General features: G+C 63.2%; 20 protein-coding genes. 9 read left to right on the forward strand and 11 right to left on the reverse strand.

Annotated features, from left to right (window positions below; all coding sequences use genetic code 11):
* Positions 1 to 90: 90 nt before the first annotated feature.
* A complete protein-coding gene (locus KZJ38_RS04760; RefSeq protein ID WP_219799013.1) occupies positions 91 to 999 on the reverse strand; it encodes an NAD kinase in 909 nt (302 codons plus the stop codon).
* A gap of 311 nt (positions 1,000 to 1,310) precedes the next feature.
* On the opposite strand from KZJ38_RS04760, the gene hrcA reads away from it, so the two are divergent.
* The 3 genes from hrcA to KZJ38_RS04775 all read left to right on the forward strand — a co-directional run bounded on the left by hrcA (position 1,311) and on the right by KZJ38_RS04775 (position 4,195).
* Positions 1,311 to 2,345: a heat-inducible transcriptional repressor HrcA gene (gene hrcA / locus KZJ38_RS04765; RefSeq protein WP_219799014.1), complete on the forward strand. Its 1,035-nt coding sequence runs from the start codon at positions 1,311 to 1,313 to the stop codon at positions 2,343 to 2,345.
* Between the two features lie 273 nt (positions 2,346 to 2,618).
* Complete coding sequence (gene hemH / locus KZJ38_RS04770) at positions 2,619 to 3,689, forward strand: ferrochelatase (protein ID WP_219799015.1); 1,071 nt, start codon at positions 2,619 to 2,621, stop codon at positions 3,687 to 3,689.
* 98 nt (positions 3,690 to 3,787) lie between these two features.
* Positions 3,788 to 4,195, forward strand: a complete 408-nt coding sequence (locus KZJ38_RS04775; protein ID WP_219799016.1) for an RNA-binding S4 domain-containing protein — start codon at positions 3,788 to 3,790, stop codon at positions 4,193 to 4,195.
* On the opposite strand, the gene KZJ38_RS04780 is transcribed toward KZJ38_RS04775, so the two are convergent.
* Positions 4,167 to 4,328 carry a hypothetical protein gene (locus tag KZJ38_RS04780; protein WP_219799017.1) on the reverse strand — a complete coding sequence of 54 codons (162 nt, stop codon included), beginning with the start codon at positions 4,326 to 4,328 and terminating at the stop codon, positions 4,167 to 4,169. The genes KZJ38_RS04775 and KZJ38_RS04780 overlap by 29 nt on opposite strands.
* A gap of 398 nt (positions 4,329 to 4,726) precedes the next feature.
* Between KZJ38_RS04780 and grpE the strand changes: the two genes are divergently transcribed.
* From grpE to KZJ38_RS04805, 5 genes are all read left to right on the forward strand, one after another.
* Positions 4,727 to 5,314, forward strand: a complete 588-nt coding sequence (gene grpE, locus KZJ38_RS04785; RefSeq protein WP_219799018.1) for a nucleotide exchange factor GrpE — start codon at positions 4,727 to 4,729, stop codon at positions 5,312 to 5,314.
* 91 nt (positions 5,315 to 5,405) lie between these two features.
* Positions 5,406 to 5,843 (forward strand): thioredoxin family protein, encoded by a 438-nt coding sequence (locus tag KZJ38_RS04790; protein WP_219799019.1) that lies wholly within the window; start codon positions 5,406 to 5,408, stop codon positions 5,841 to 5,843.
* Positions 5,844 to 5,985: 142 nt separating this feature from the next.
* The gene (dnaK, locus tag KZJ38_RS04795; RefSeq protein WP_219799020.1) at positions 5,986 to 7,932 is read left to right on the forward strand and encodes a molecular chaperone DnaK; all 1,947 of its coding nucleotides are present in this window, start codon (positions 5,986 to 5,988) and stop codon (positions 7,930 to 7,932) included.
* A gap of 368 nt (positions 7,933 to 8,300) precedes the next feature.
* On the forward strand, positions 8,301 to 9,437 hold the full coding sequence (gene dnaJ / locus KZJ38_RS04800) for a molecular chaperone DnaJ (RefSeq protein WP_219799021.1): 1,137 nt from the start codon (positions 8,301 to 8,303) through the stop codon (positions 9,435 to 9,437).
* Between the two features lie 35 nt (positions 9,438 to 9,472).
* Positions 9,473 to 11,377, forward strand: a complete 1,905-nt coding sequence (locus KZJ38_RS04805; RefSeq protein WP_219799022.1) for a chorismate-binding protein — start codon at positions 9,473 to 9,475, stop codon at positions 11,375 to 11,377.
* Between the two features lie 124 nt (positions 11,378 to 11,501).
* Here KZJ38_RS04805 and KZJ38_RS36850 read toward each other — a convergent pair whose 3' ends face one another.
* The 8 genes from KZJ38_RS36850 to KZJ38_RS04840 form a co-directional block, all read right to left on the reverse strand.
* Complete coding sequence (locus KZJ38_RS36850; protein ID WP_281425812.1) at positions 11,502 to 11,636, reverse strand: hypothetical protein; 135 nt, start codon at positions 11,634 to 11,636, stop codon at positions 11,502 to 11,504.
* A gap of 149 nt (positions 11,637 to 11,785) precedes the next feature.
* A complete protein-coding gene (panB, locus tag KZJ38_RS04810; RefSeq protein WP_219799023.1) occupies positions 11,786 to 12,601 on the reverse strand; it encodes a 3-methyl-2-oxobutanoate hydroxymethyltransferase in 816 nt (271 codons plus the stop codon).
* 49 nt (positions 12,602 to 12,650) lie between these two features.
* The gene (locus tag KZJ38_RS04815) at positions 12,651 to 13,349 is read right to left on the reverse strand and encodes a deoxynucleoside kinase (protein ID WP_219799024.1); all 699 of its coding nucleotides are present in this window, start codon (positions 13,347 to 13,349) and stop codon (positions 12,651 to 12,653) included.
* Positions 13,346 to 13,912 carry a 2-amino-4-hydroxy-6-hydroxymethyldihydropteridine diphosphokinase gene (gene folK, locus KZJ38_RS04820; protein ID WP_219799025.1) on the reverse strand — a complete coding sequence of 189 codons (567 nt, stop codon included), beginning with the start codon at positions 13,910 to 13,912 and terminating at the stop codon, positions 13,346 to 13,348. Before folK ends, KZJ38_RS04815 begins: the two co-directional genes overlap by 4 nt.
* A 48-nt stretch (positions 13,913 to 13,960) precedes the next feature.
* Complete coding sequence (pcnB, locus tag KZJ38_RS04825; RefSeq protein ID WP_219799026.1) at positions 13,961 to 15,688, reverse strand: polynucleotide adenylyltransferase PcnB; 1,728 nt, start codon at positions 15,686 to 15,688, stop codon at positions 13,961 to 13,963.
* Positions 15,685 to 16,371: a histidinol-phosphatase gene (locus KZJ38_RS04830; RefSeq protein ID WP_219799027.1), complete on the reverse strand. Its 687-nt coding sequence runs from the start codon at positions 16,369 to 16,371 to the stop codon at positions 15,685 to 15,687. The genes pcnB and KZJ38_RS04830 overlap by 4 nt, the downstream gene beginning before the upstream one ends.
* Positions 16,364 to 17,128, reverse strand: a complete 765-nt coding sequence (hda, locus tag KZJ38_RS04835) for a DnaA regulatory inactivator Hda (protein WP_219799028.1) — start codon at positions 17,126 to 17,128, stop codon at positions 16,364 to 16,366. The genes KZJ38_RS04830 and hda overlap by 8 nt, the downstream gene beginning before the upstream one ends.
* A gap of 143 nt (positions 17,129 to 17,271) precedes the next feature.
* Positions 17,272 to 18,348, reverse strand: a complete 1,077-nt coding sequence (locus KZJ38_RS04840) for an AI-2E family transporter (RefSeq protein ID WP_219799029.1) — start codon at positions 18,346 to 18,348, stop codon at positions 17,272 to 17,274.
* A 142-nt stretch (positions 18,349 to 18,490) separates the two neighbouring features.
* Here KZJ38_RS04840 and purM point away from each other — a divergent pair, with 142 nt between their 5' ends.
* Positions 18,491 to 19,546: a phosphoribosylformylglycinamidine cyclo-ligase gene (gene purM, locus KZJ38_RS04845; protein WP_219799030.1), complete on the forward strand. Its 1,056-nt coding sequence runs from the start codon at positions 18,491 to 18,493 to the stop codon at positions 19,544 to 19,546.
* Positions 19,547 to 19,717: 171 nt separating this feature from the next.
* Here purM and KZJ38_RS04850 read toward each other — a convergent pair whose 3' ends face one another.
* Complete coding sequence (locus tag KZJ38_RS04850) at positions 19,718 to 20,134, reverse strand: BON domain-containing protein (protein WP_219799031.1); 417 nt, start codon at positions 20,132 to 20,134, stop codon at positions 19,718 to 19,720.
* Positions 20,135 to 20,269: the final 135 nt, after the last annotated feature.

The following is a 20,269-nucleotide window of genomic DNA, read 5'->3' on the forward strand; positions in this document are numbered from 1 at the left end:
GCGGCGGTTCGTGAGGTTCGCGTCGATCCGGGCGATTCGTGCGGTCTGGCTGGTCCGGATGGTGCGGGATCGTCCTGAAGACTCACGGGATCAGTCGCTGTCTTCTTCATCGCTCTCATGCGACGGGTATTCGTTCCAGTGCAGCTTCTTGCGCAGCGTCGCGTAGTAGCTGTAGCCGACCGGATGCAGGAACGGCACCATATGGCGCGAGCGCCGCACCTCGATCGTGTCGTTCAGTTCGAGCGACGTGAACGACTGCATGTCGAAATTCACATTGACATCGCGGCCCGACACGATCTGGATGCTGACATTCGAATGGTCCGGAAGCACGATCGGCCGGTTCGACAGCGCATGCGGCGCGATCGGCACGAGCACGATGCCGTCGAGCTGCGGATGCAGGATCGGCCCGTTCGTCGAAAGCGCATAGGCGGTCGAACCGGTCGGCGTGGCGACGATCAGCCCGTCCGAGCGCTGGTTGTACATGAAGCGACCGTCCACCGACACGCGCAGTTCCACCATGCCCGACACGCCGCTGCGGTTCACGACCACGTCGTTGAACGCGAGCGCATGGTAGAGCGGCTCGCCCGCGCGCATGATGCGTGCCTCGAGCAGCGTACGCTCCTCGCGCTCGAAACTGCCGCCGAGCATCTGCACGACGATCTTCTGCATGTCCGAGATCGGGATGTCGGTGATAAAGCCCAGGCGCCCGTGGTTGATGCCAATCAACGGTGTCTTGTACGGCGCGAGCTGGCGGCCGATGCCGAGCATCGTGCCGTCGCCGCCGAGCACGACCGCGACGTCGGCGCGCGCGCCGATCTCCGCGGGCCGCAGCGCCGGATAGCCGGTGACGCCGATCTCCTGAGCGATCTGCGCTTCGAATACGACGTCGAACCCGCGTCTGGCGATGCAGGACGCGAGTTGAGTCAGCGGCTCGCCGATGCCGGGCGTCTGCGGGCGCCCGACGAGCGCAACGGTCTTGAACTGGCTGGTAACTTGCATGCTGGCATTACACCATAGCTGCGGGCCGAAAAGAACCGTCGCCCCGCGCCGGAGGAACGGGCGCGGCGGGCCGAAGGCGCGGTCGTGGCAGGCATCGGCGCGAGTGAGCGCCGCTGGCTTGCATGTAGCCGATTATCGTTAGAATGGTGAAGCGCTGATGACAACGGCTGGCGCTTGCCCTCGCAAGCGCGCGAGCGAGCACCTGCGCGGTGCGCTTCGCATGGCGCGGTGGCGCAATGCATTGCGGGGCGCGCGCTGCAGGTACGCTTAACGCTCGCGGCAGCGTCGTCATTGAGCTAAAATTTTTCGCCATGTTAGATCCTCGCGCACAAACCCTCCTCAAAACGCTGATCGAGCGGTATATCGCCGAAGGTCAGCCGGTCGGCTCGCGCACGTTGTCGCGGTTCTCCGGGCTTGAACTGAGCCCGGCCACCATCCGCAACGTGATGTCCGACCTCGAGGAGCTCGGTCTCGTCATCAGCCCGCATACGTCGGCTGGACGCATTCCGACGCCGCGCGGTTACCGGCTTTTCGTCGACACGATGCTGACCGTCGAATCGGTCGCCGACGAAGAGGCGGTCACACGGGCCGTCAAAAAGACGTTGCAGCCCGACACGCTGCAGACGGGCGAGCCGCAAAAAATCGTCGCGGCCGCGGCGAGCGTGCTGTCCAACCTTTCCCAATTCGCCGGCGTCGTGCTGACGCCGCGTCGCAGCCACGTATTCAAGCAGATCGAATTCATGCGTTTGTCCGACAAGCGCATTCTGCTCATCATCGTGACGCCCGAAGGCGACGTGCAGAACCGGATGATGGCGACGCAGCGCGACTATTCGCCGGCCGAACTCATCGAAGCGTCGAACTACATCAATGCGCATTTCGCCGGCCTGTCGTTCGACGAAGTGCGCCGCCGGTTGCGCGAAGAGATCGACCAGCTGCGCGGCGACATGACGACGCTGATGCATGCCGCGGTTACTGCGAGCACCGACGAAACCGATACCGGCGAAACTGTATTGATTTCGGGTGAACGCAAGCTGCTCGAAGTGGCCGACCTTTCCTCGGACATGGCGCGGCTGCGCAAGCTGTTCGATGTGTTCGACCAAAAGACCAGCCTCCTTCAATTGCTCGACGTATCGAGCCACGCCCAAGGCGTGCAGATTTTCATCGGCGGCGAGTCGAATCTCGTGCCGATTGAGGAAATGAGCGTGGTGACGGCGCCGTACGAAGTGAACGGTACGATCGTCGGCACGCTCGGCGTAATCGGACCGACACGCATGGCTTATAACCGCGTGATTCCGATTGTCGATATCACGGCGCGCCTGCTTTCGTTGACGCTGAGTCAGCAGTGAATCGGCAGTGAGCCAGCAGTGAATCGGCCAGTAGGTGCCTCCCTGTGCGGTATGCCGCACGTTTCCATGCATATACCTGCCTTCATGATGCTGCGTTGTGCGGTGCTTGCCAATCTGCCGAATGGCCAGGTTTCGGCCACGAACCGCGCCGCTATAATGGCCTTCACCTGAAACGTTGCCGCCTTCGATCGCATGGAGCGATCTCAGACGGTCTCGAGCGGCCGTACGCGCGCTCACCTTTGCCACATAGCCCTTTGCCTCTGCCCGTTATTTATGCGCTTTGATCTCGAGCGGCCACTGCAGTCTGCTGTCGCACACCGCGTCGCGGTTCTGCTGATCAACCTCGGTACGCCCGATGCACCGACGACGGGCGCGGTGCGGCGCTATCTCGCGCAGTTTCTGTCCGATCCGCGCGTGGTCGAAATTCCGGCGGCGCTATGGCAGATCATTCTTCGCACGGTGATCCTGCCGTTTCGCAGTCCCGCTTCGGCGAAGAAGTATGCAGCGGTATGGATGCCCGAAGGGTCGCCGCTCAGGGTCTACACCGAAAAGCAGGTGGAAGCGCTGCGCCAGTTATTGCACGCGAACGACTACACGGTGATCGTCGACTACGCGATGCGCTACGGCACGCCTGACATCCCGGCCATGTTGAATCAGCTGAAGCTGGCGGGCGCCGAGCGTGTATTGCTGATGCCGATGTATCCGCAATACTCGTCGTCGACCACCGCCACCGCTTTCGACGCGGCGTTCGGCGCGCTAAAGCGGATGCGCAATCAACTCGAAATCCGCACCGTGCGTCACTATGCGGATCATCCCGCGTATATCGCCGCGCTCGCGGCGCAGGTGAATCACTACTGGCATGTGCACGGGCGTCCGGATTTTGCGGCCGGGGACAAGCTGGTGTTGAGTTTTCACGGTGTGCCCAAACGTACGCTGGACCTGGGCGATCCCTACCACGAGCAGTGTCAGCAAACGGCAGCGCTGCTGATGCATGCGCTGGAACTGACACCGGTCGAGTGCCGCGTGACGTTTCAGTCCCGCTTCGGCAAGGCCGAATGGCTGCAGCCCTATACCGCGCCGACAGCCAAAGAACTCGGTGCGGCTGGTGTGCGTCGTATCGATGTGTTTTGTCCGGGCTTTACCGCCGACTGCCTCGAAACCATCGAGGAAATCGGCATGGAAGTGCGCGATGAATTCACGCACGCGGGCGGCAAGGAGTTTCACCGCATTGCTTGCCTCAATGCGTCGCCGGCCTGGATCGCCGCGCTTGGCGAGATCGTCGCGCAGCATCTGCAAGGGTGGCCCGTGCAGGAAAGTGCGCGGCAAGCGGCGGTCGCTCCGTGAGCGAAATGTGCGGGCATGCTACCTGCGCCGGTTATCGCGTAACCCGCTTCGTGTCCTGCGGCATGTCAAGACGCACGAGGCGTTTGAATGACTGATAGATGAACTACAAGATTTCGACTGAACCCGGCGCCCGGTTGCGCATCGATAAATGGTTGTGGGCGGCGCGCTTCTTCAAGACGCGGTCGCTCGCGGCAGATGCGGTCGAGAAGGGGCGGGTGCGTATCGGCGGTGCGAGCGTCAAACCCGCGAAGGACGTGCGGGTGGGCGACCTCGTCGAGATCGAAATCGAGCGGATCGTCTGGCAGGTGCAGGTACTGGGCGTGTGCGATGTGCGAGGGCCGGCGTCGGTCGCGCAGACGCTCTATGCCGAAACGGACGAGGGCCGGACCAAACGGCAAGCGGAACTCGAGCGGCGCAAGCACTTCCGGGAGCCGACGGCCACGTTGCACGGACGGCCGACGAAACGCGACCGGCGCGTTATCGACAAATTTTCAGGTGGGGATTGAACAGCGACTCCATCGTCGCGTGCACACCGCCGTATTCGGTGGTGTGATCGTTGACGGCGCCGGACATGCAGATGGTCGTGGTTCCCGCGATGAGCACCAAGGCGACCACCGATATTGCGAAGGTCAGTTTCACGGTACTCCCCTTGGAGATGCAAGACGGGAAACGGGCGGTTCACGGTGGTAAGCGATACGTCAGATTAGGGTAAACATGCCTTTTCCGACGTACTCAATGAGTTTAGGCCACTCGCGGATCGCACTCAATCTCAATATGATGACGGGCGAGTCATGGTTGTAACGGCGAGTTTCTCCCGTCATTTTTTGCCCCGTCGCGGTGCAAAAAGGGCTGGCGAACCGCTTGAAACCGGTGGCGCACAACCTCATCTGCACCGCTGTCGAGCAGTCAGCATGTTGTAGATTTGCAACGCCATTGCGCGCATACGAGCGGACCGGTAAAACGGCCGGTTCATGCGAAGCACCCGGCGACATGCGGGCCGCTTTAATAGTTTTAATTCTTTATCGACTTTCAGCGACATGGAAAACACGCAAGAGAAACCGACGAGCCAGAATCCCACGCCCGCCGACGATGCAGCGCGCCAGGCCGCCGATGCCGCCGCGCAGCAACCTGCGGGCGCCGCCAACGCCGCCAATGCCGATACCCAGGCAGCGGGCGGCGACGCCGCACTCGCTGAAGCGCAGGCGAAGGTCACCGAATTGCAGGAGAGCTTCCTCCGCGCGAAGGCCGAAACCGAAAACGTGCGTCGCCGCGCGCAGGAAGACATCGCGAAGGCGCACAAATTTGCGATCGAGAATTTCGCCGAACATCTGCTACCGGTCATCGATAGCCTCGAAGCGGCCGTCGCGCACTCGTCGGACGACCTCGCCAAGGTGCGCGAAGGCGTCGAACTGACGTTGCGCCAGCTGACGGGGGCGCTCGAAAAAGGGCGCGTGATGGCAATCAATCCGGTCGGCGAGAAGTTCGACCCGCATCGCCACCAGGCCATCTCGATGGTGCCGGCCGAGCAGGAAGCGAACACGGTCGTCGCCGTGCTGCAGAAGGGCTACGTCATTAACGACCGGGTGCTGCGCCCGGCGCTGGTCACGGTTGCGGCGCCGAAGTAAGCGCGGCGCCATTCCTTCCGGCGCTTTTATCCGGCTTTTTCATCCGGTATCCAACGCTTAACGCATTCCAGGTTCTTTGCATTCTCGCTTTATGGCCAGTATCCCTGTCGACCCGTCCGCCTTTGCCGCTTTCGATATGCAGGAACTGACCGCCGAAACGTTCGACGCCGGCCTTCAGGCGGCCGGTGACGAACTGGCGGTGGTGTTTTTCTGGGGCTTCGACTGCTTTAACTGCGAGATCGCGAAGAAAGCAATGCTCGCGAAGCCCGACGAGATCCGCGCGCTCGGTCTGCGCTGGTTTCACAGCAACGTGTACGAGCATCGCGAGCTGGGCCGCCGTTTCCTGCTGCATGGAGTGCCCACGTGGTTCTTCTTCCATCGGGGAAAGCGCCTTGGCCGCGCGACGGGCTGGCATGGCATCGCCCAGTTCGAAGCCGCTGTGGCAGCCGCCCGCGAGAAAATCCGCGCGGCGGAAAAGGATGACAGCGCGAGAAATAGTGAGGGCACCGGCGAGCGCATTGGCGATTGAAAAAAATTAAAGACCGTATCGTGTTCAAGGTCTTGAAAACGCTGCCAGCGCACTTATTTTGAGTGCAGGTATGAATTGAGGGGCGGGGCGACCGGCAGATAACGGCGTTCCCGCAGCGATCAAAGTCAGGAGATTAGTAAAAATGGGCAAGATTATCGGTATCGACCTCGGCACCACGAACTCGTGCGTGGCGCTGATGGAAGGCAATCAGGTCAAGGTGATCGAGAACTCGGAAGGCGCTCGCACGACGCCGTCGATCATCGCGTACGTGGACGACAACGAAGTGCTCGTCGGCGCGCCTGCGAAACGCCAGTCGGTTACCAACCCGAAGAACACGCTGTACGCGGTCAAGCGCCTGATTGGTCGCCGCTTCGAAGAGAAGGAAGTTCAGAAGGACATCGGCCTGATGCCGTACAAGATCGTCAAGGCTGAAAACGGCGATGCATGGGTCGAGGCGCACGGCCAGAAGCTCGCGCCGCCGCAAATCTCCGCGGAAGTGCTGCGCAAGATGAAGAAGACGGCTGAGGACTACCTCGGCGAACCGGTTACGGAAGCGGTGATTACCGTGCCGGCGTACTTCAACGACAGCCAGCGCCAGGCAACCAAGGATGCGGGCCGCATCGCCGGTCTCGAAGTGAAGCGGATCATCAACGAGCCGACCGCGGCCGCGCTCGCGTTCGGTCTCGACAAGGCCGAGAAGGGCGACCGCAAGATCGCGGTGTTCGACCTCGGCGGCGGTACGTTCGATATTTCGATTATCGAAATTGCCGATGTGGACGGCGAAATGCAGTTCGAAGTGCTGTCGACGAACGGCGATACGTTCCTCGGCGGTGAAGACTTCGACCAGCGCATCATCGATTACATCATCAGCGAGTTCAAGAAGGAGCAGGGCGTCGACCTGTCGAAGGACGTGCTCGCGCTGCAGCGCCTGAAGGAAGCGGCTGAAAAGGCGAAGATCGAACTGTCGTCGACGCAGCAGACCGACATCAACCTGCCGTACATCACGGCGGACGCGTCGGGTCCGAAGCACTTGAACCTCAAGTTCACGCGCGCCAAACTCGAAGCGCTCGTCGAGGAGCTGATCGAACGCACGATCGAACCGTGCCGCACCGCGATCAAGGATGCGGGTGTGAAGGTCGGCGAAATCGACGATGTGATCCTCGTCGGCGGCATGACGCGTATGCCGAAGGTGCAGGAAAAGGTGAAGGAGTTCTTCGGCAAGGATCCGCGCCGCGACGTAAACCCGGACGAAGCGGTGGCAGTCGGTGCCGCGATCCAGGGCCAGGTGCTCTCGGGCGACCGCAAGGACGTGCTGCTGCTTGACGTGACCCCGCTGTCGCTCGGTATCGAGACGCTCGGCGGCGTGATGACGAAGATGATCAACAAGAACACCACGATCCCGACGAAGCACGCGCAGGTGTATTCGACGGCCGACGACAACCAGTCGGCGGTGACGATCAAGGTGTTCCAGGGCGAGCGCGAAATGGCAGCAGGCAACAAGCTGCTCGGCGAGTTCAACCTCGAAGGCATTCCGCCGGCACCGCGCGGCGTGCCGCAGATCGAAGTGAGCTTCGACATCGACGCGAACGGTATCCTGCACGTCGGCGCGAAGGACAAGGCGACCGGCAAGGAAAACCGGATCACGATCAAGGCGAATTCGGGTCTGTCCGAAGCCGAGATCGAGAAGATGGTGAAGGACGCGGAAGCGAACGCCGAAGAAGATCACAAGCTACGTGAGCTGGCCGATGCCCGCAATCAGGGCGACGCGCTGGTCCACAGCACGAAGAAGGCGCTCACCGAGTACGGCGACAAGCTCGACGCCGGTGAGAAGGAGAAGATCGAAGCGGCGTTGAAGGACCTCGAAGACACGCTGAAGAGCGGCTCGGCCGACAAGGCGGAGATCGACGCGAAGATCGAGACCGTGGCGACCGCATCGCAGAAGCTCGGCGAAAAGATGTATGCCGATATGCAGGCGGCGCAGGGTGCGGCCGGCGCGGCAGCAGGTGCTGCGGCTTCCGATGCTGCGTCGGGTGCCGAGAAGGCCGACGACGTCGTCGATGCGGACTTCAAGGAAGTGAAGAAGGACTAAGCCGGGGGTGCTGTCCGAGCCAGGCTGCGCGTGACTTGACCATGCGCGGCCTGGCTGTAAGACCTGCGGTCGACCTTGGATCAAAGCGCTAGATCGAAGCCTTGGATCAAAGCCTCGGATCGAACCCGAGGAAAAACCCGGGTTAAAAGCTGGGCTAAACCTGAGTTAAAACCTGGGTTGAAGCCTGATCGGAAGCCGCACGGAAAACGCGCCTGGTGAGCCTTCACGGCTCTCCGGGCACATTTGTTTTATGGCAGGCATGGTTTCGCAGCGGCAGACAGGCGCGAAGCCAGCGCCGGACGAGTCGCTAGACTCCAGCATTCATGAGGAGCCGCCGCGTTGCAGTGCGCGGAGGGCGTTGAACCGATATGGCGAAACGGGATTACTACGAGGTTCTGGGCGTCGCGAAGAACGCGAGCGACGACGAGATCAAGAAGTCTTATCGCAAGCTCGCGATGAAGTACCACCCCGACCGCAATCCGGGCAACAAGGATGCGGAAGAGCATTTCAAGGAAGCCAAAGAGGCTTATGAAATGCTCTCGGATTCGCAGAAGCGCGGCGCGTACGACCAGTACGGCCACGCGGGTGTCGATCCGAACATGGGAGCGGCGGGCGCGCAGGGCTTCGGCGGTTTTGCCGACGCGTTCGGCGATATCTTCGGCGACATCTTCGGCCAGGCGGCCGGCGGCGGCGGCCGCGGCGGACGCGCCGGTCCGCAGGTCTACCGCGGCGCGGATCTGCGCTACAGCATGGAAATCACGCTCGAGCAGGCGGCGCACGGCTACGACACGCAAATCCGCGTGCCGAGCTGGGTGTCTTGCGAGGTGTGCCACGGTTCGGGCGCGAAGCCCGGCACGAAACCGGAAACCTGCCCGACCTGTAGCGGCACGGGCACCGTGCGGATGTCGCAAGGTTTCTTCAGCATCCAGCAGACGTGCCCGAAGTGCCACGGCACCGGCACGTATATTCCCGAGCCTTGCACGCACTGCCACGGCGCAGGCAAGACGAAGGAAACCAAGACGCTCGAAGTGAAGATCCCGGCCGGCATCGATGACGGCATGCGCATCCGCTCGGCCGGCAACGGCGAGCCGGGCATCAACGGTGGCCCGTCGGGCGATCTGTACGTCGAGATTCACATCAAGCCGCACTCGGTCTTCGAGCGCGACGGCGACGACCTGCATTGCCAGATGCCGATCCCGTTCACGACGGCGGCACTGGGCGGCGAGATCGAGGTGCCGACGCTCGCCGGCCGCGCGAGCTTCACCGTGCCGGAAGGCACGCAGTCGGGTAAAACCTTCCGCCTGCGCGCCAAGGGTATCAAGGGCTTGCGTTCGAGCATCGCCGGCGACCTGTACGTGCACGTCCAGGTCGAGACGCCGGTCAAGCTTACCGACACGCAGCGCGATCTCCTGCAGCAATTCGAGAAGTCGCTTGTCGAAGGCGGCGCGCGACATAGTCCGCAAAGTAAGAGCTGGTTTGATCGGGTCAAGAGCTTTTTCGATTAAATTCGAATTAGTGCAACTTGATGTCGGCGGTACCTATGGCGGTTGATGACCCGCATGCCGTATTTGCGCTGCTCGACGATTGCAACTCGACTGCGGTTCGCCGATCGAGTCGTCTATACACGGGCTTTCGCCATGAGCGCGTGTGCACCAGCAGCGCGCAGCTCGACGCCGTCTGCGAGGCCGCCGCCGATGATGCTCGCCGTGGTCTGCATGCGGTCGTGATCGCGGACTACGAATTCGGCCGCAACCTCGTCCTCACCAAAACAACGCAGCGCGCCGGTGTCCACGGTGGTGTCAATTCGGAGACACCTGGCGCGCTGCGTTTTCTATTGTTCGATCAGTGCGTGAAGCTCTCGCGCGACGAAGTCGACGCGTGGCTCGTGCAGCGTGATAGCGGCGCGGTCGAGCCGTCGGTCGCGGGCACGGGTGGCGTGCGCGCGAGCGTCGACTATCCGGAGTTCGAGCGCGCGATCGGCGCGATTCACGACGCGCTGCGCGCCGGCGACTCGTATCAGGTCAACTACACGTACCGGCTCGGGTTCGACGTCTTCGGACCGCCGGCCGCGCTGTTCCGGCGGCTGCGCGCGCGGCAGACGGTGCAGTACGGCGCGCTTGTCGCCATGCCGGGCGGGCGGTGGGTGTTGTCGTGTTCGCCGGAGCTCTTTATCGAAAAGAAGAGCGGCGCACTGCGCGCGCGGCCAATGAAGGGCACCGCGCCGCGCTCGCGCGATCCGGACGCCGACCGCGCGGCCGCCGATTTTCTCGCTCACGATCCGAAGAACCGTGCCGAGAACGTGATGATCGTCGACCTGCTGCGCAACGATCTGTCGCGCGTCGCGGAGACCGGCTCGGTCAAGGTGCCCGCGCTGTTCTCGGTCGAGCCCTACGAATCGGTGTTGCAGATGACGTCGACGGTGACCGCGCTGCTGCGGCCGCGCACGTCGTTCGCCGATATCCTGCGCGCGCTCTTTCCGTGCGGATCGATCACCGGCGCGCCGAAGCACCAGACGATGCAGCTGATCGACGTGCTCGAAAGCACGCCGCGCGGCCTCTACACCGGCGCGATCGGCTGGCTCGATGCGCCGGCACAGCCGATGGCGCCGGCCACGCAGCGCTGCGGCGATTTTTGCCTGTCGGTGGCGATTCGCACGTTGACGCTCGACCCATCGCCTCGGCAAAACAGCATCTACCACGGCACGCTAGGCATCGGCGCGGGCATCGTGCTCGATAGCGTCGCGGCCGACGAATATGCGGAGTGTCAATTGAAGGCGCGATTCCTGACCGAAGCCGATCCGGGCTTCCAGCTGTTCGAAACGATGTACGCGACGCGCGAGGCGGGCGTGCGCCATATCGACCGCCATCTTGCGCGCATTGGCGCGAGCGCTGCGTGGCTCGGCTTCCGGTTCGACGAAGCTGCGGTTCGCGCGCGGCTCGACGCGCACTGCGCTGCGCTGCAGGCCGGCCAGCCGCACCGCATGCGGCTCGTGCTCGACAAGGCCGGTGCGGTCGAAGTGACCGTGGCGCCGCTGATGCCGCTGGCGGAGGAAAGCGTCGGCGTGCTGCTCGGCCCGGCGCACGGATTTGCGAATGTGCAGTCGGACGATCCGCTGCTGCATCACAAGACCACGCGCCGCGCCGAATACGATCGCGGCTGGCGCGAGGCGGAAGCGATGGATGCGTTCGACACGCTCTTCTTTAACGAACGCGGCGAGCTGACCGAAGGCGGCCGGTCGAACGTATTCGTGAAGCTCGAAGGAAAGTGGTGGACGCCGCCGCTAGCGTGCGGCGTACTGCCGGGCGTGATGCGCGCGGTGCTGCTCGATGACGTGGACATGGCGGCCGCCGAGCGCGTGCTGACGCGCGACGATGTGATCGGCGCCGATGCGCTTCTGATCTGCAACGCGCTGCGTGGCGCAGTGCCGGCGCGGATCGTCGGTTGAGATCAGTTGAGCTGGGCTGTATGGGACGGAGACGCTGAACCGAATCGGGCTAGATCGGGCCGCCGGCGAAGTTCGCAAACCCGGCGCGCGCAAAGCGCGCGGTGAGTCGGTGAAAGCAGGCAACTCACGACTGACGCGCATACACAAGACGCGCGATCCAGGCGATAAAGCGCGCATGCCACGTCGCATCGCGCATATCATGAGGCGCACAGTCGTGATGGCGAATGCTCGCGATGTCGATCAGGCAGAAGGGGCTCACGTTCATCTCCTTGCGTGCGCGGCGCTGCCGCGGCAAAAAGACAACGAAGATAAACGCGCGCATTTGCAGGGTGAATCGGAGCGCTCCTAATCGACGCAATCCCGGAGGCAAACCCAGACTCAAACCCCGAAGCAAACCCGGACGCTAAATCAGAACGTATGCTCGGCGGCTGGGAACAACCCATCCTTCACTTCGCGCACATATGCCTCGATCGCAGCGAGAATGCTCGAGCTGCCCTGCATGAAATCCTTCACGAAGCGCGGACGCTTGCCCGGAAAAATACCGAGCATATCGTGCAGCACGAGCACCTGACCCGAACAGTCGATGCCCGCGCCGATGCCGATCGTCGGAATTTTCAACTGCTTCGTCACTTCGGCGGCAAGCCGCGACGGCACCGCTTCGATCACCATCAACTGCGCGCCGGCGTCCTGCAACGCGCGCGCATCGCGCAGCAACTGGCTCGCGCCCGCTTCGGTCTTGCCCTGCACCTTGAAGCCGCCAAACGCGTGCACCGACTGCGGCGTAAGCCCGATGTGCGCGCACACGGGTACCGCGCGGTCGACGAGAAACCGCACGATGTCCGCCGCCCATTCGCCACCCTCGAGCTTCACCATCTGCGCGCCCGCGCGCATCAGCGTGACGGCGTTCGCAAACGCGTCGGCGGCCGTGCCGTAAGTGCCGAACGGCAGATCCGCGACGATCAGCGCCGACGGACGCGCGCGCGCGACGCAGGCCGTGTGGTACGCGATGTCTTCGAGCGTGACCGGCAGCGTGGTGGCCTGGCCTTGCAGCACGTTGCCGAGCGAATCGCCGATCAGCAGCGAATCGACACCCGCATGATCGAGCAGCGACGCGAAGCTCGCGTCGTAGCAGGTCAGCATCGCGATCTTTTCCCCGGCTTCGCGCATCGCCTGAAGTTTCGGCACGGTGATCGCGTTGCGGCTCGTTTCCTGCAAGTAGGTCATGGGGCAATCCGTTCGTTGAAGAGGGAAACGCGGGAAGCAGGGACGCGCTTTATAGCGACGTGCCCTTGACGAAGAATTCCTTGCGGCCGCGCATCGTCTCGATACGTTCGACCAGCAGCGCGAGGTCGGCGTTCGATTCGATCGGGTTCAGATGTTCGGCGTTGACCGTCAGCACCGGCGTGCGGTCGTAGTGATAGAAGAACTCGTTGTACGCATCGCACAGTGCGCGCAAATAGGCGTCCGAGATCTGCAGTTCCATCGGCACGGCGCGCTTCTGGATGCGCGAAAACAGCACCTCGGGACTGGCCTGCAGGTACACGACGAGATCGGGCGCCGGCCCATCGGCTTCGAGCCGCGCGGCAAGCGCGCGATACAGCTGCCACTCGTCGTCCTTCAGCGTCAGGCGCGCGAAGATGCCGTTCTTCTGCGTGATGAAATCGGTAATGAGCGGCGTGCCGGCCGCCTGCAGCGCGGCGATCTCCTGAACCTGCTGGGTGCGCTGCAGCGCAAAGCTCAGCTGCGCGGGCAGCGCATAGCGCGCGGTGTCGCGGTAGAAGCGTTCGAGAAACGGGTTGTCCTGCGGCCGTTCGAACAGCATCTGCATCGACCAGCGTTCGGCAAGACGCGTCGCGAGCGACGTCTTGCCGACGCCGATCGGCCCTTCGATGGCCAGATACCCGTACGGCGGGCGCATGGCCGGGGCGGTGACCGTAAGCGGTGCGATCGTGCTCAGCGGCGACGCGGTCATGAGCAACCGCCCTTGTCCGGTCCGCCGGGATCCAGATTGCTGGTTTTATTACCGCTCAGGGCGGCAAGCGTGGGACACAAACACGCGGCCTTCACCTTCTCGATGCGCTGCGCTGCAACCGCCTCGAGAAAATCCTGCGCGCGGCCGCGTTGCGGAATGATCAGCGACGGGTCGATCTCGACGAGCGGCACGAGCGCGAACGCGCGCTCGGTCAGCCGCGGATGCGGCACAGTCAGATCCGGTTCGTCGATGCAATGCTCGCCGAACAGCAGGATGTCGAGATCGAGCGTGCGCGGCGCATTGCGATACGGCCGTTCGCGGCCGAAGTGCGTTTCGATCTTGTGGCAAAGCGCGAGCAGATGACGTACCGGCAACGCCGTCTCGAGCTTCACGGCGAGGTTGAAATAGTCATCGCCGCCCGCGTCGATGGGGGCAGTGCGATACAGGCTGGACTTCGCGACCACGGTGATCGCGTGCTGCTGTGCGAGGCACACCACCGCGTCTTTCAGGGTCTGGCGCGCATCCCCGAGGTTTGCGCCAAGGCCGAGATAGGCAACCGTCATGGCATCACTTCCTACGACTTTCGTTCGACGGCTTCCGCCGGAATCGCGTCAGTCTTCGTGTGTGCCGTTCGGGCTCACATCCTTGACTTCGCGGTTGCCTGCGGGCGTGCCGCCCTCCATACCGTCGCCCGCCTTGCGGTTTCTGGCGCCACCTCCGCGCCGCCGTCGTTTTCTGGGCGTCCGGTCCTTCCCGCCTTGCGTGAGCAATGCTTCACGCGCGGCAGCGTCTCCGTTAATGAATTCTGTCCACCACGTAGCGACCGACTCGTCCAGTTCACCGGATTCGCTGCGCAGCAGGAGGAAATCATACCCCGCTCTAAATCTTTGGTGTTCGATCAGCTTCAACGCGCTGCGTCCGGAGCGCCGCTCAAGACGCATCTGCAGCCCCCAGATTTCGCGCATATCGGCCGAGAAGCGCTTGTGAATCGCGAGTTTCTCGGTCTGCATATCGAGCACATCATCCATCGCGCGATGCAGCGCCGGCACCGGCAACTCGCCGTTCGCTTCGTATTGCTGCCAGCGCTGCTGCACGTCGTGCCACAACAGCGTGGCGAACAGGAAGCCCGGCGACACCGGCTTGCCTGCCATCACGCGCGCATCGGTCTTGTTGAGCGCAAGCGTGATGAAGCGCTCGCCGTGCGGCTGTTCGAGCACGACATCGAGCAGCGGCAGGAGACCATGATGCAGGCCTTCCTTGCGCAGCCGCTGCAGGCAGGCGAGCGCATGGCCTGACAGCAGCAGCTTCAGCATCTCGTCGAAGAGACGTGCCGCAGGCACATTGTTGATCAGATCGGCAAGCGACGTGATCGGCGCGCGCGTCGCATCGTCGATTTCGAAGCCGAGCTTCGCCGCGAAACGGACGACGCGCAGCATACGCACCGGATCTTCGCGAAAGCGCGTCACCGGGTCGCCGATCATCCGCAACAGACGCGCGCGCACATCGGCCATGCCGTTGTGGTAATCGAGCACCGTCTGCGTCGCGGGGTCGTAATACATCGCGTTGATCGTGAAGTCGCGTCGCGTCGCGTCTTCGTGCTGCTCGCCCCAGACATTGTCGCGCAGCACGCGTCCGCTTGCATCGACCGCATGCGTGCGACGATCGAGCTCGTCGCGCCGCAGGCGTCGCGGCGGCGCGGCAGGCGCTGCAGGCGCGGACGCATCCGTGTCACCATCAGCATCGGATTCGGGCGCGTGGGCAGGCGCAGCCGCGGCCGCCGGCGGATCGACGAGGGCACGGAACGTCGATGTCTCGATGATTTCCTGGCCGAACTGCACATGCACGATCTGGAAACGCCGCCCGATGATGCGCGCGCGGCGAAACAGCCGCTGCACCTGTTCGGGCGTCGCGTCGGTCGCGACGTCGAAGTCTTTCGGCGCAATGCCGAGCAGCAGGTCGCGCACCGCGCCGCCGACGATAAACGCGCGAAAGCCCGCCTGCTGCAGGCCTTCGGTTACGCGGATCGCGTTTCGGGAGATCAATGTGGGGTCGATGCCGTGAATGTCCGACGCGATGATCACGGGCAGGTTCGGGTCGCGCGCGCCTTCTCCCTTAGCCGCGCTGCCGGCCCGTGCGGGCTTGCGCCGCGAGCGGGCTGAAGATGCAGCCGAAGCGGAACCTGAGGCGCCGGCGGGCGCACCGCGCGGCGGCGGATTCTCGACGCGTTCGGCCGCGGCGTTGTCTTCTTCGTGCGGAGAGTCGGACGGGTCTTCGTCGGCGAGGTTGTCGGCGTCCGCCCGGTCTTGTCCGAACAGCTTGCGAATGAGTTTTTTGATCACGTGGTCTGGAATAGTTCGAGGATCCGCCAGCCGTGTGTCTGCGCATACTCGCGCAGCGTGTCGTCCGGGTTGGTCGCGATCGGGTCGGTGACCTTTTCGAGCAGCGGGATGTCGTTGTGCGAATCGCTGTAGAAGTAGCTGCGCTCGAAATCCGACCATGTTTTGCCGAGCGAGGCGAGCCACGCTTCGGTGCGCACGATCTTGCCTTCGCGGTAGCTCGGCGTGCCGGTCGGGCGGCCCGTATAGGCCGATGCCGGATGCCCGTCGACGGTTTCCACTTCGCACGCGATCAGCTTGTCGATGCCGAATACCTCAGCGATCGGTGCGGTGATGAATTCGTTCGTGGCGGTGACCATACAGCACAGGTCGCCGGCATCGCGGTGCTCGCGCACGAGTTCCATCGCGGCGGGCACGATGGCCGGCTTGATCACCTCATGCATGTACTGGTCGTGCCACGTCTTCAGCTGTTCGCGCGAATACTTCGCAAGCGGTGTAAGCATGGCGACGAGATACGCGTGAATATCGAGCTTGCCGGCCTTGTAGTCGGCATAGAAGCGGTCGTTTTCACGCGCGAAATTGTCAGCGTCGACGATGCCGAGTTTCACCATGAAGCGGCCCCATTCGTGGTCGCTGTCGGTGGGAATGAGCGTGTGATCGAGATCGAAAAGTGCGAGATTAGCCATGGGGGCCTATTTTACTTGAAGCGGCCTGATCGGATGGTTGAAGCGCGGATGGCTGGAACGGCGCGTCCGGGTCGGGCGAGGCGAGCATCGCGCGCAGCAGCGGCAGCGTCACCGCGCGCTTCTGCTCGAGCGAAAAGCGGTCGAGCGCGTCGAGCAGCGCCATCAGGCTCGGCATATCGCGGCGAAAGTGCGTGAGCAGATAGGCGGGCACGTCGTCGGCGAGCGCGATGCCGCGCTCGTGCGCCGCGTGCTTGAGCACGGCGGCCTTGCCTTCGTCGGACAGCGGCGCGAGGTGGAACACGAGGCCCCAGCCGAGGCGCGTGCGCAGGTCTTCGCGCACCGCGAGGCCGAGCGGCGCCGCGTTGCCCGTCGCGACGAGCGCGCTGGCCGGATGCGCGCGCACTTCGTTGAACAGATTGAAGAGCGCGATCTGCTGCGCGGCCGACAGCGCGTCGCAATCGTCGATCGCATAGAGCGTGACGCGCGCATCGAACGCGAACGCGTCGAGGCTGCTGTGCGGCCCCGCGTAGCGCACGTGGCCCGGCGCCGCTTCATGCGCGAGCGCCTGCAGCAGATGCGTGCGGCCGCTGCCCGGTTCGCCCCACACATAGAACGTGCGGTCCGCGACGGGGCCGGCCGTGAGCGCGGCGTCGAGTTCGCGCAGGCGCGTGACGAGTTCGTCGTTCGCGCCGGCGAAGAAGTTGTCGAAGGTCGATGGCGGCGGCGTGCCGAGATCGAGCGTAAGTTGGCGCAGCACAGTAGTCGATAAGGAGAAGGCCAGTCAGTTCCGCAGCAAGCCGCGTGCATTCGTTGTAACGCGCGATATCCACGCAAATGCGACCGGGGCGCGTCGCAGATGCGCCACCGGAGCGATACAGCGGCGCGCTTTGATCGCCGGCGTTAGTTCTTGTAAAGCGTGCTCGACAGATAGCTTTGGCGCAGTTCGCGCCACGCGACGGACAGTATCGCGCTGACCGGCAACGCGAGCAGCACACCGAAAAAGCCGAACAATTGACCGAACGCGAGCAACGCGAAAATCACGGCGAGCGGATGCAGGCCGATGCGTTCGCCGACGAGACGCGGCGTCAGGATAAAACTCTCGAGAATCTGGCCGACGCCATACACCACGGCGACCGCGCCGATCCCGTACCAGCTGCCGAACTGCAGCAGCGCGGCGACGAGCGCGAGGATCAGGCCCGTCGCGAAACCGATATAGGGAATAAATACCGCGAGACCGGTAAAAATGCCGACCGGCAGCGCGATCTCGAACCCGGCGGCCCATAGCGCGATCGAATAATAGACCGCGAGCACGCCCATCACGAGCAACTGGCCGCGCAGGTATTGCGACAGCATCTGGTCCATGTCGCGCGACAGCTGCACCGTTTTCACGAGCCAGCGGCGCGGAATGAAGTGCGTGATGCGGCGGGTCATCGCGTTCCAGTCGTACAGCAGATAGAACAGCACGAGCGGCACCATCACGAGATTGCTAACGAGGTCGAGCATCAGGTTGCTGCTCGTGCGGATCGACGTCCACGCGTAGACCACCACGGTCTGCGCGCTGCCTTCGAGCTGGTTCGTGACGAGATCGCGAATGCTCGCGAAGTCGAGCGAATCGGCGAGGCCGACAATCTCGAGCTTCGGCTGCAGCCACTTGTGTACGTGCGAAATCATCACGGGCACCTGCTGGCGCAACTGCGGCACTTCCTTCTGCACGACGACGAGTATCAGCAGCACGAGGCCGGTCACCATCAGCGTGAAGAACAGCATCATGAGCAACGCGGCGACCACCTTCGGCACGCGGTGGCGTCTGAGCCAGGAGACGCCCGGATGCAGGATGTAAGCGAGGATCGCGCCGAGCAGAAACGGCGTGAGCACCGGGCTCAACAGCCACAGAAGGATGCCGGTGACGAGCGCGATGGCGAACCAGATCATCGCGCGCCGCTGATAGGGCGTAAAAATCGGAGCGTTCTGCTGCAAGATAAACTTTTCCTCGTCTTTCTGCGTGGGCTTTCCCCGCCGGCGCCGCTGTGTAAAAGGCGTGTATACCGTGGGAAGAATTCCAGCCCGCGGGCCGGCATCAGGTAAAATCGCATTTTACCGACCTTCTCGCGCTTTCCTTATGAATCAACCGAAATCCGCTCCTGACGCTCAAGGTTTGTCGTATCGTGACGCCGGCGTGGACATCGAAGCAGGCGATGCCCTCGTCGATGCGATCAAGCCCTTTGCCAAGAAAACGATGCGCGACGGCGTGCTGGCCGGCATCGGTGGTTTCGGTGCGCTGTTCGAGGTGCCGAAGAAATATCGCGAACCCGTGCTCGTCTCGGGCACCGACGGCGTCGGCACGAAGCTCAAGCTCGCCTTCCACCTGAACAAACACGATACGGTCGGCCAGGATCTCGTCGCGATGAGCGTCAACGATATCCTCGTGCAAGGCGCCGAGCCGCTCTTCTTCCTCGACTATTTCGCGTGCGGCAAGCTCGAAGTCGGGACGGCCGCGACGGTCGTCAAAGGCATTGCGTATGGCTGCGAACTCGCCGGCTGCGCGCTGATCGGCGGCGAAACGGCTGAAATGCCGGGCATGTACCCCGATGGCGAATACGATCTCGCGGGTTTCGCGGTCGGCGCGGTCGAAAAGAGCAAGATCATCGACGGCAGCACGATCGCCGCAGGCGATGTCGTGCTGGGTCTCGCGTCGAGCGGCATCCACTCGAACGGCTACTCGCTGGTGCGCAAGATCATCGAGCGCGCGAATCCCGATCTCACCGCCGATTTCGACGGCCGTCCGCTTGCGGACGCATTGATGGCGCCCACGCGCATCTACGTGAAGTCGATGCTCGCGCTGATGGAACAGGTCACGGTGAAGGGCATGGCGCACATCACGGGCGGTGGGCTCGTCGAGAACATTCCGCGCGTGCTCAAGGCGGGGTTCACCGCCGAACTCGATCATCGCGCATGGCCGCTGCCGCCGCTCTTTGCGTGGCTGCAGAAGCACGGCGGTGTCGCCGATGCCGAGATGCATCGCGTGTTCAACTGCGGCATCGGCATGGCCGTGATCGTTTCCGCGCAGGATGCGAAGCAGGCTATCGGGCTTTTGTCCGCAGCGGGCGAGCAGGTGTGGCAGATCGGCACCGTGCGGCAAAGCAAGGAAGGCGAGGCGCAGACGGTGGTCGTCTGACCCGGCGGCGATTGGTGCGGTAACAGCGGCAGTCAACCGCGTCAGCAGCGCATGGCATTCAACGAAAAACGGCACGTGAACGAAAGCGCGTGCCGTTTTTCTATTTCAGCTTCCCCGCTTCAATTCCTCGCTTTAACTTCTCGCTTGAACTTGTCCCTTGAACTTCTCCGTTCAATCGTCGGATTCGGGCCGCAGGATCAGAAGATTCTGCACGGCAGTCACGCCCGCCACCTTGCCGGCGATCTCGCTCGCGGACTGGATCATGTTCTGATCGGGCACGGCGCCGATCAACGCGACCTTGCTGCCCTTCGCGCGAATCAGAATATCGGTCGTATCGATTTTCGCGTGCGTGAGCGCGATCCGCACCTCACGCTCGAGCTTGTGGTTGGCGTGACGCAGGCTCGCCCGCGACGGATGCGACGCGGGCTGCTCCGCTTGCGCAGCCGGCGCGGTCTGCGCCGATGATGCGGCCTGCGCATCTTGCGCGAACGCGGTATCGCTGAATATCGATGCCGCCGCAACGGCGGCGGCGCATGCGATTGTCGCGCAGGTTGCGACGAGCTTTCGGCTTGACTTCGTCTGGCTCACGGCTGACCTCCTGGATGTGAAAAATGCAGTGAGAAATGCGGCGAAAAATGCAGTGACAGATGCAGTGACAGACGCAGTGACAAATGCGGTGGAAGCAGCCATTGCAGCAATCGCGATGCTGACAATGTGCATCCG

The sequence above is a fragment of the Paraburkholderia edwinii genome (assembly GCF_019428685.1).
In the GTDB taxonomy this organism is placed as follows: domain Bacteria; phylum Pseudomonadota; class Gammaproteobacteria; order Burkholderiales; family Burkholderiaceae; genus Paraburkholderia; species Paraburkholderia edwinii.

Excerpts from the sequence above, each read along its gene's own strand:
- KZJ38_RS04790 (WP_219799019.1), top strand. The coding sequence starts at position 5,406 with ATGGCCAGTATCCCTGTCGACCCGTCCGCCTTTGCCGCTTTCGATATG.
- purM (WP_219799030.1), top strand. The coding sequence starts at position 18,491 with ATGAATCAACCGAAATCCGCTCCTGACGCTCAAGGTTTGTCGTATCGT.
- hemH (WP_219799015.1), top strand. The coding sequence starts at position 2,619 with ATGCGCTTTGATCTCGAGCGGCCACTGCAGTCTGCTGTCGCACACCGC.
- KZJ38_RS04775 (WP_219799016.1), top strand. The coding sequence starts at position 3,788 with ATGAACTACAAGATTTCGACTGAACCCGGCGCCCGGTTGCGCATCGAT.
- KZJ38_RS04815 (WP_219799024.1), bottom strand. The coding sequence starts at position 13,349 with ATGACCGCGTCGCCGCTGAGCACGATCGCACCGCTTACGGTCACCGCC.
- KZJ38_RS04830 (WP_219799027.1), bottom strand. The coding sequence starts at position 16,371 with ATGGCTAATCTCGCACTTTTCGATCTCGATCACACGCTCATTCCCACC.
- hrcA (WP_219799014.1), top strand. The coding sequence starts at position 1,311 with ATGTTAGATCCTCGCGCACAAACCCTCCTCAAAACGCTGATCGAGCGG.
- grpE (WP_219799018.1), top strand. The coding sequence starts at position 4,727 with ATGGAAAACACGCAAGAGAAACCGACGAGCCAGAATCCCACGCCCGCC.
- KZJ38_RS04805 (WP_219799022.1), top strand. The coding sequence starts at position 9,473 with ATGGCGGTTGATGACCCGCATGCCGTATTTGCGCTGCTCGACGATTGC.
- dnaJ (WP_219799021.1), top strand. The coding sequence starts at position 8,301 with ATGGCGAAACGGGATTACTACGAGGTTCTGGGCGTCGCGAAGAACGCG.
- folK (WP_219799025.1), bottom strand. The coding sequence starts at position 13,912 with ATGACGGTTGCCTATCTCGGCCTTGGCGCAAACCTCGGGGATGCGCGC.
- dnaK (WP_219799020.1), top strand. The coding sequence starts at position 5,986 with ATGGGCAAGATTATCGGTATCGACCTCGGCACCACGAACTCGTGCGTG.
- KZJ38_RS04760 (WP_219799013.1), bottom strand. The coding sequence starts at position 999 with ATGCAAGTTACCAGCCAGTTCAAGACCGTTGCGCTCGTCGGGCGCCCG.
- panB (WP_219799023.1), bottom strand. The coding sequence starts at position 12,601 with ATGACCTACTTGCAGGAAACGAGCCGCAACGCGATCACCGTGCCGAAA.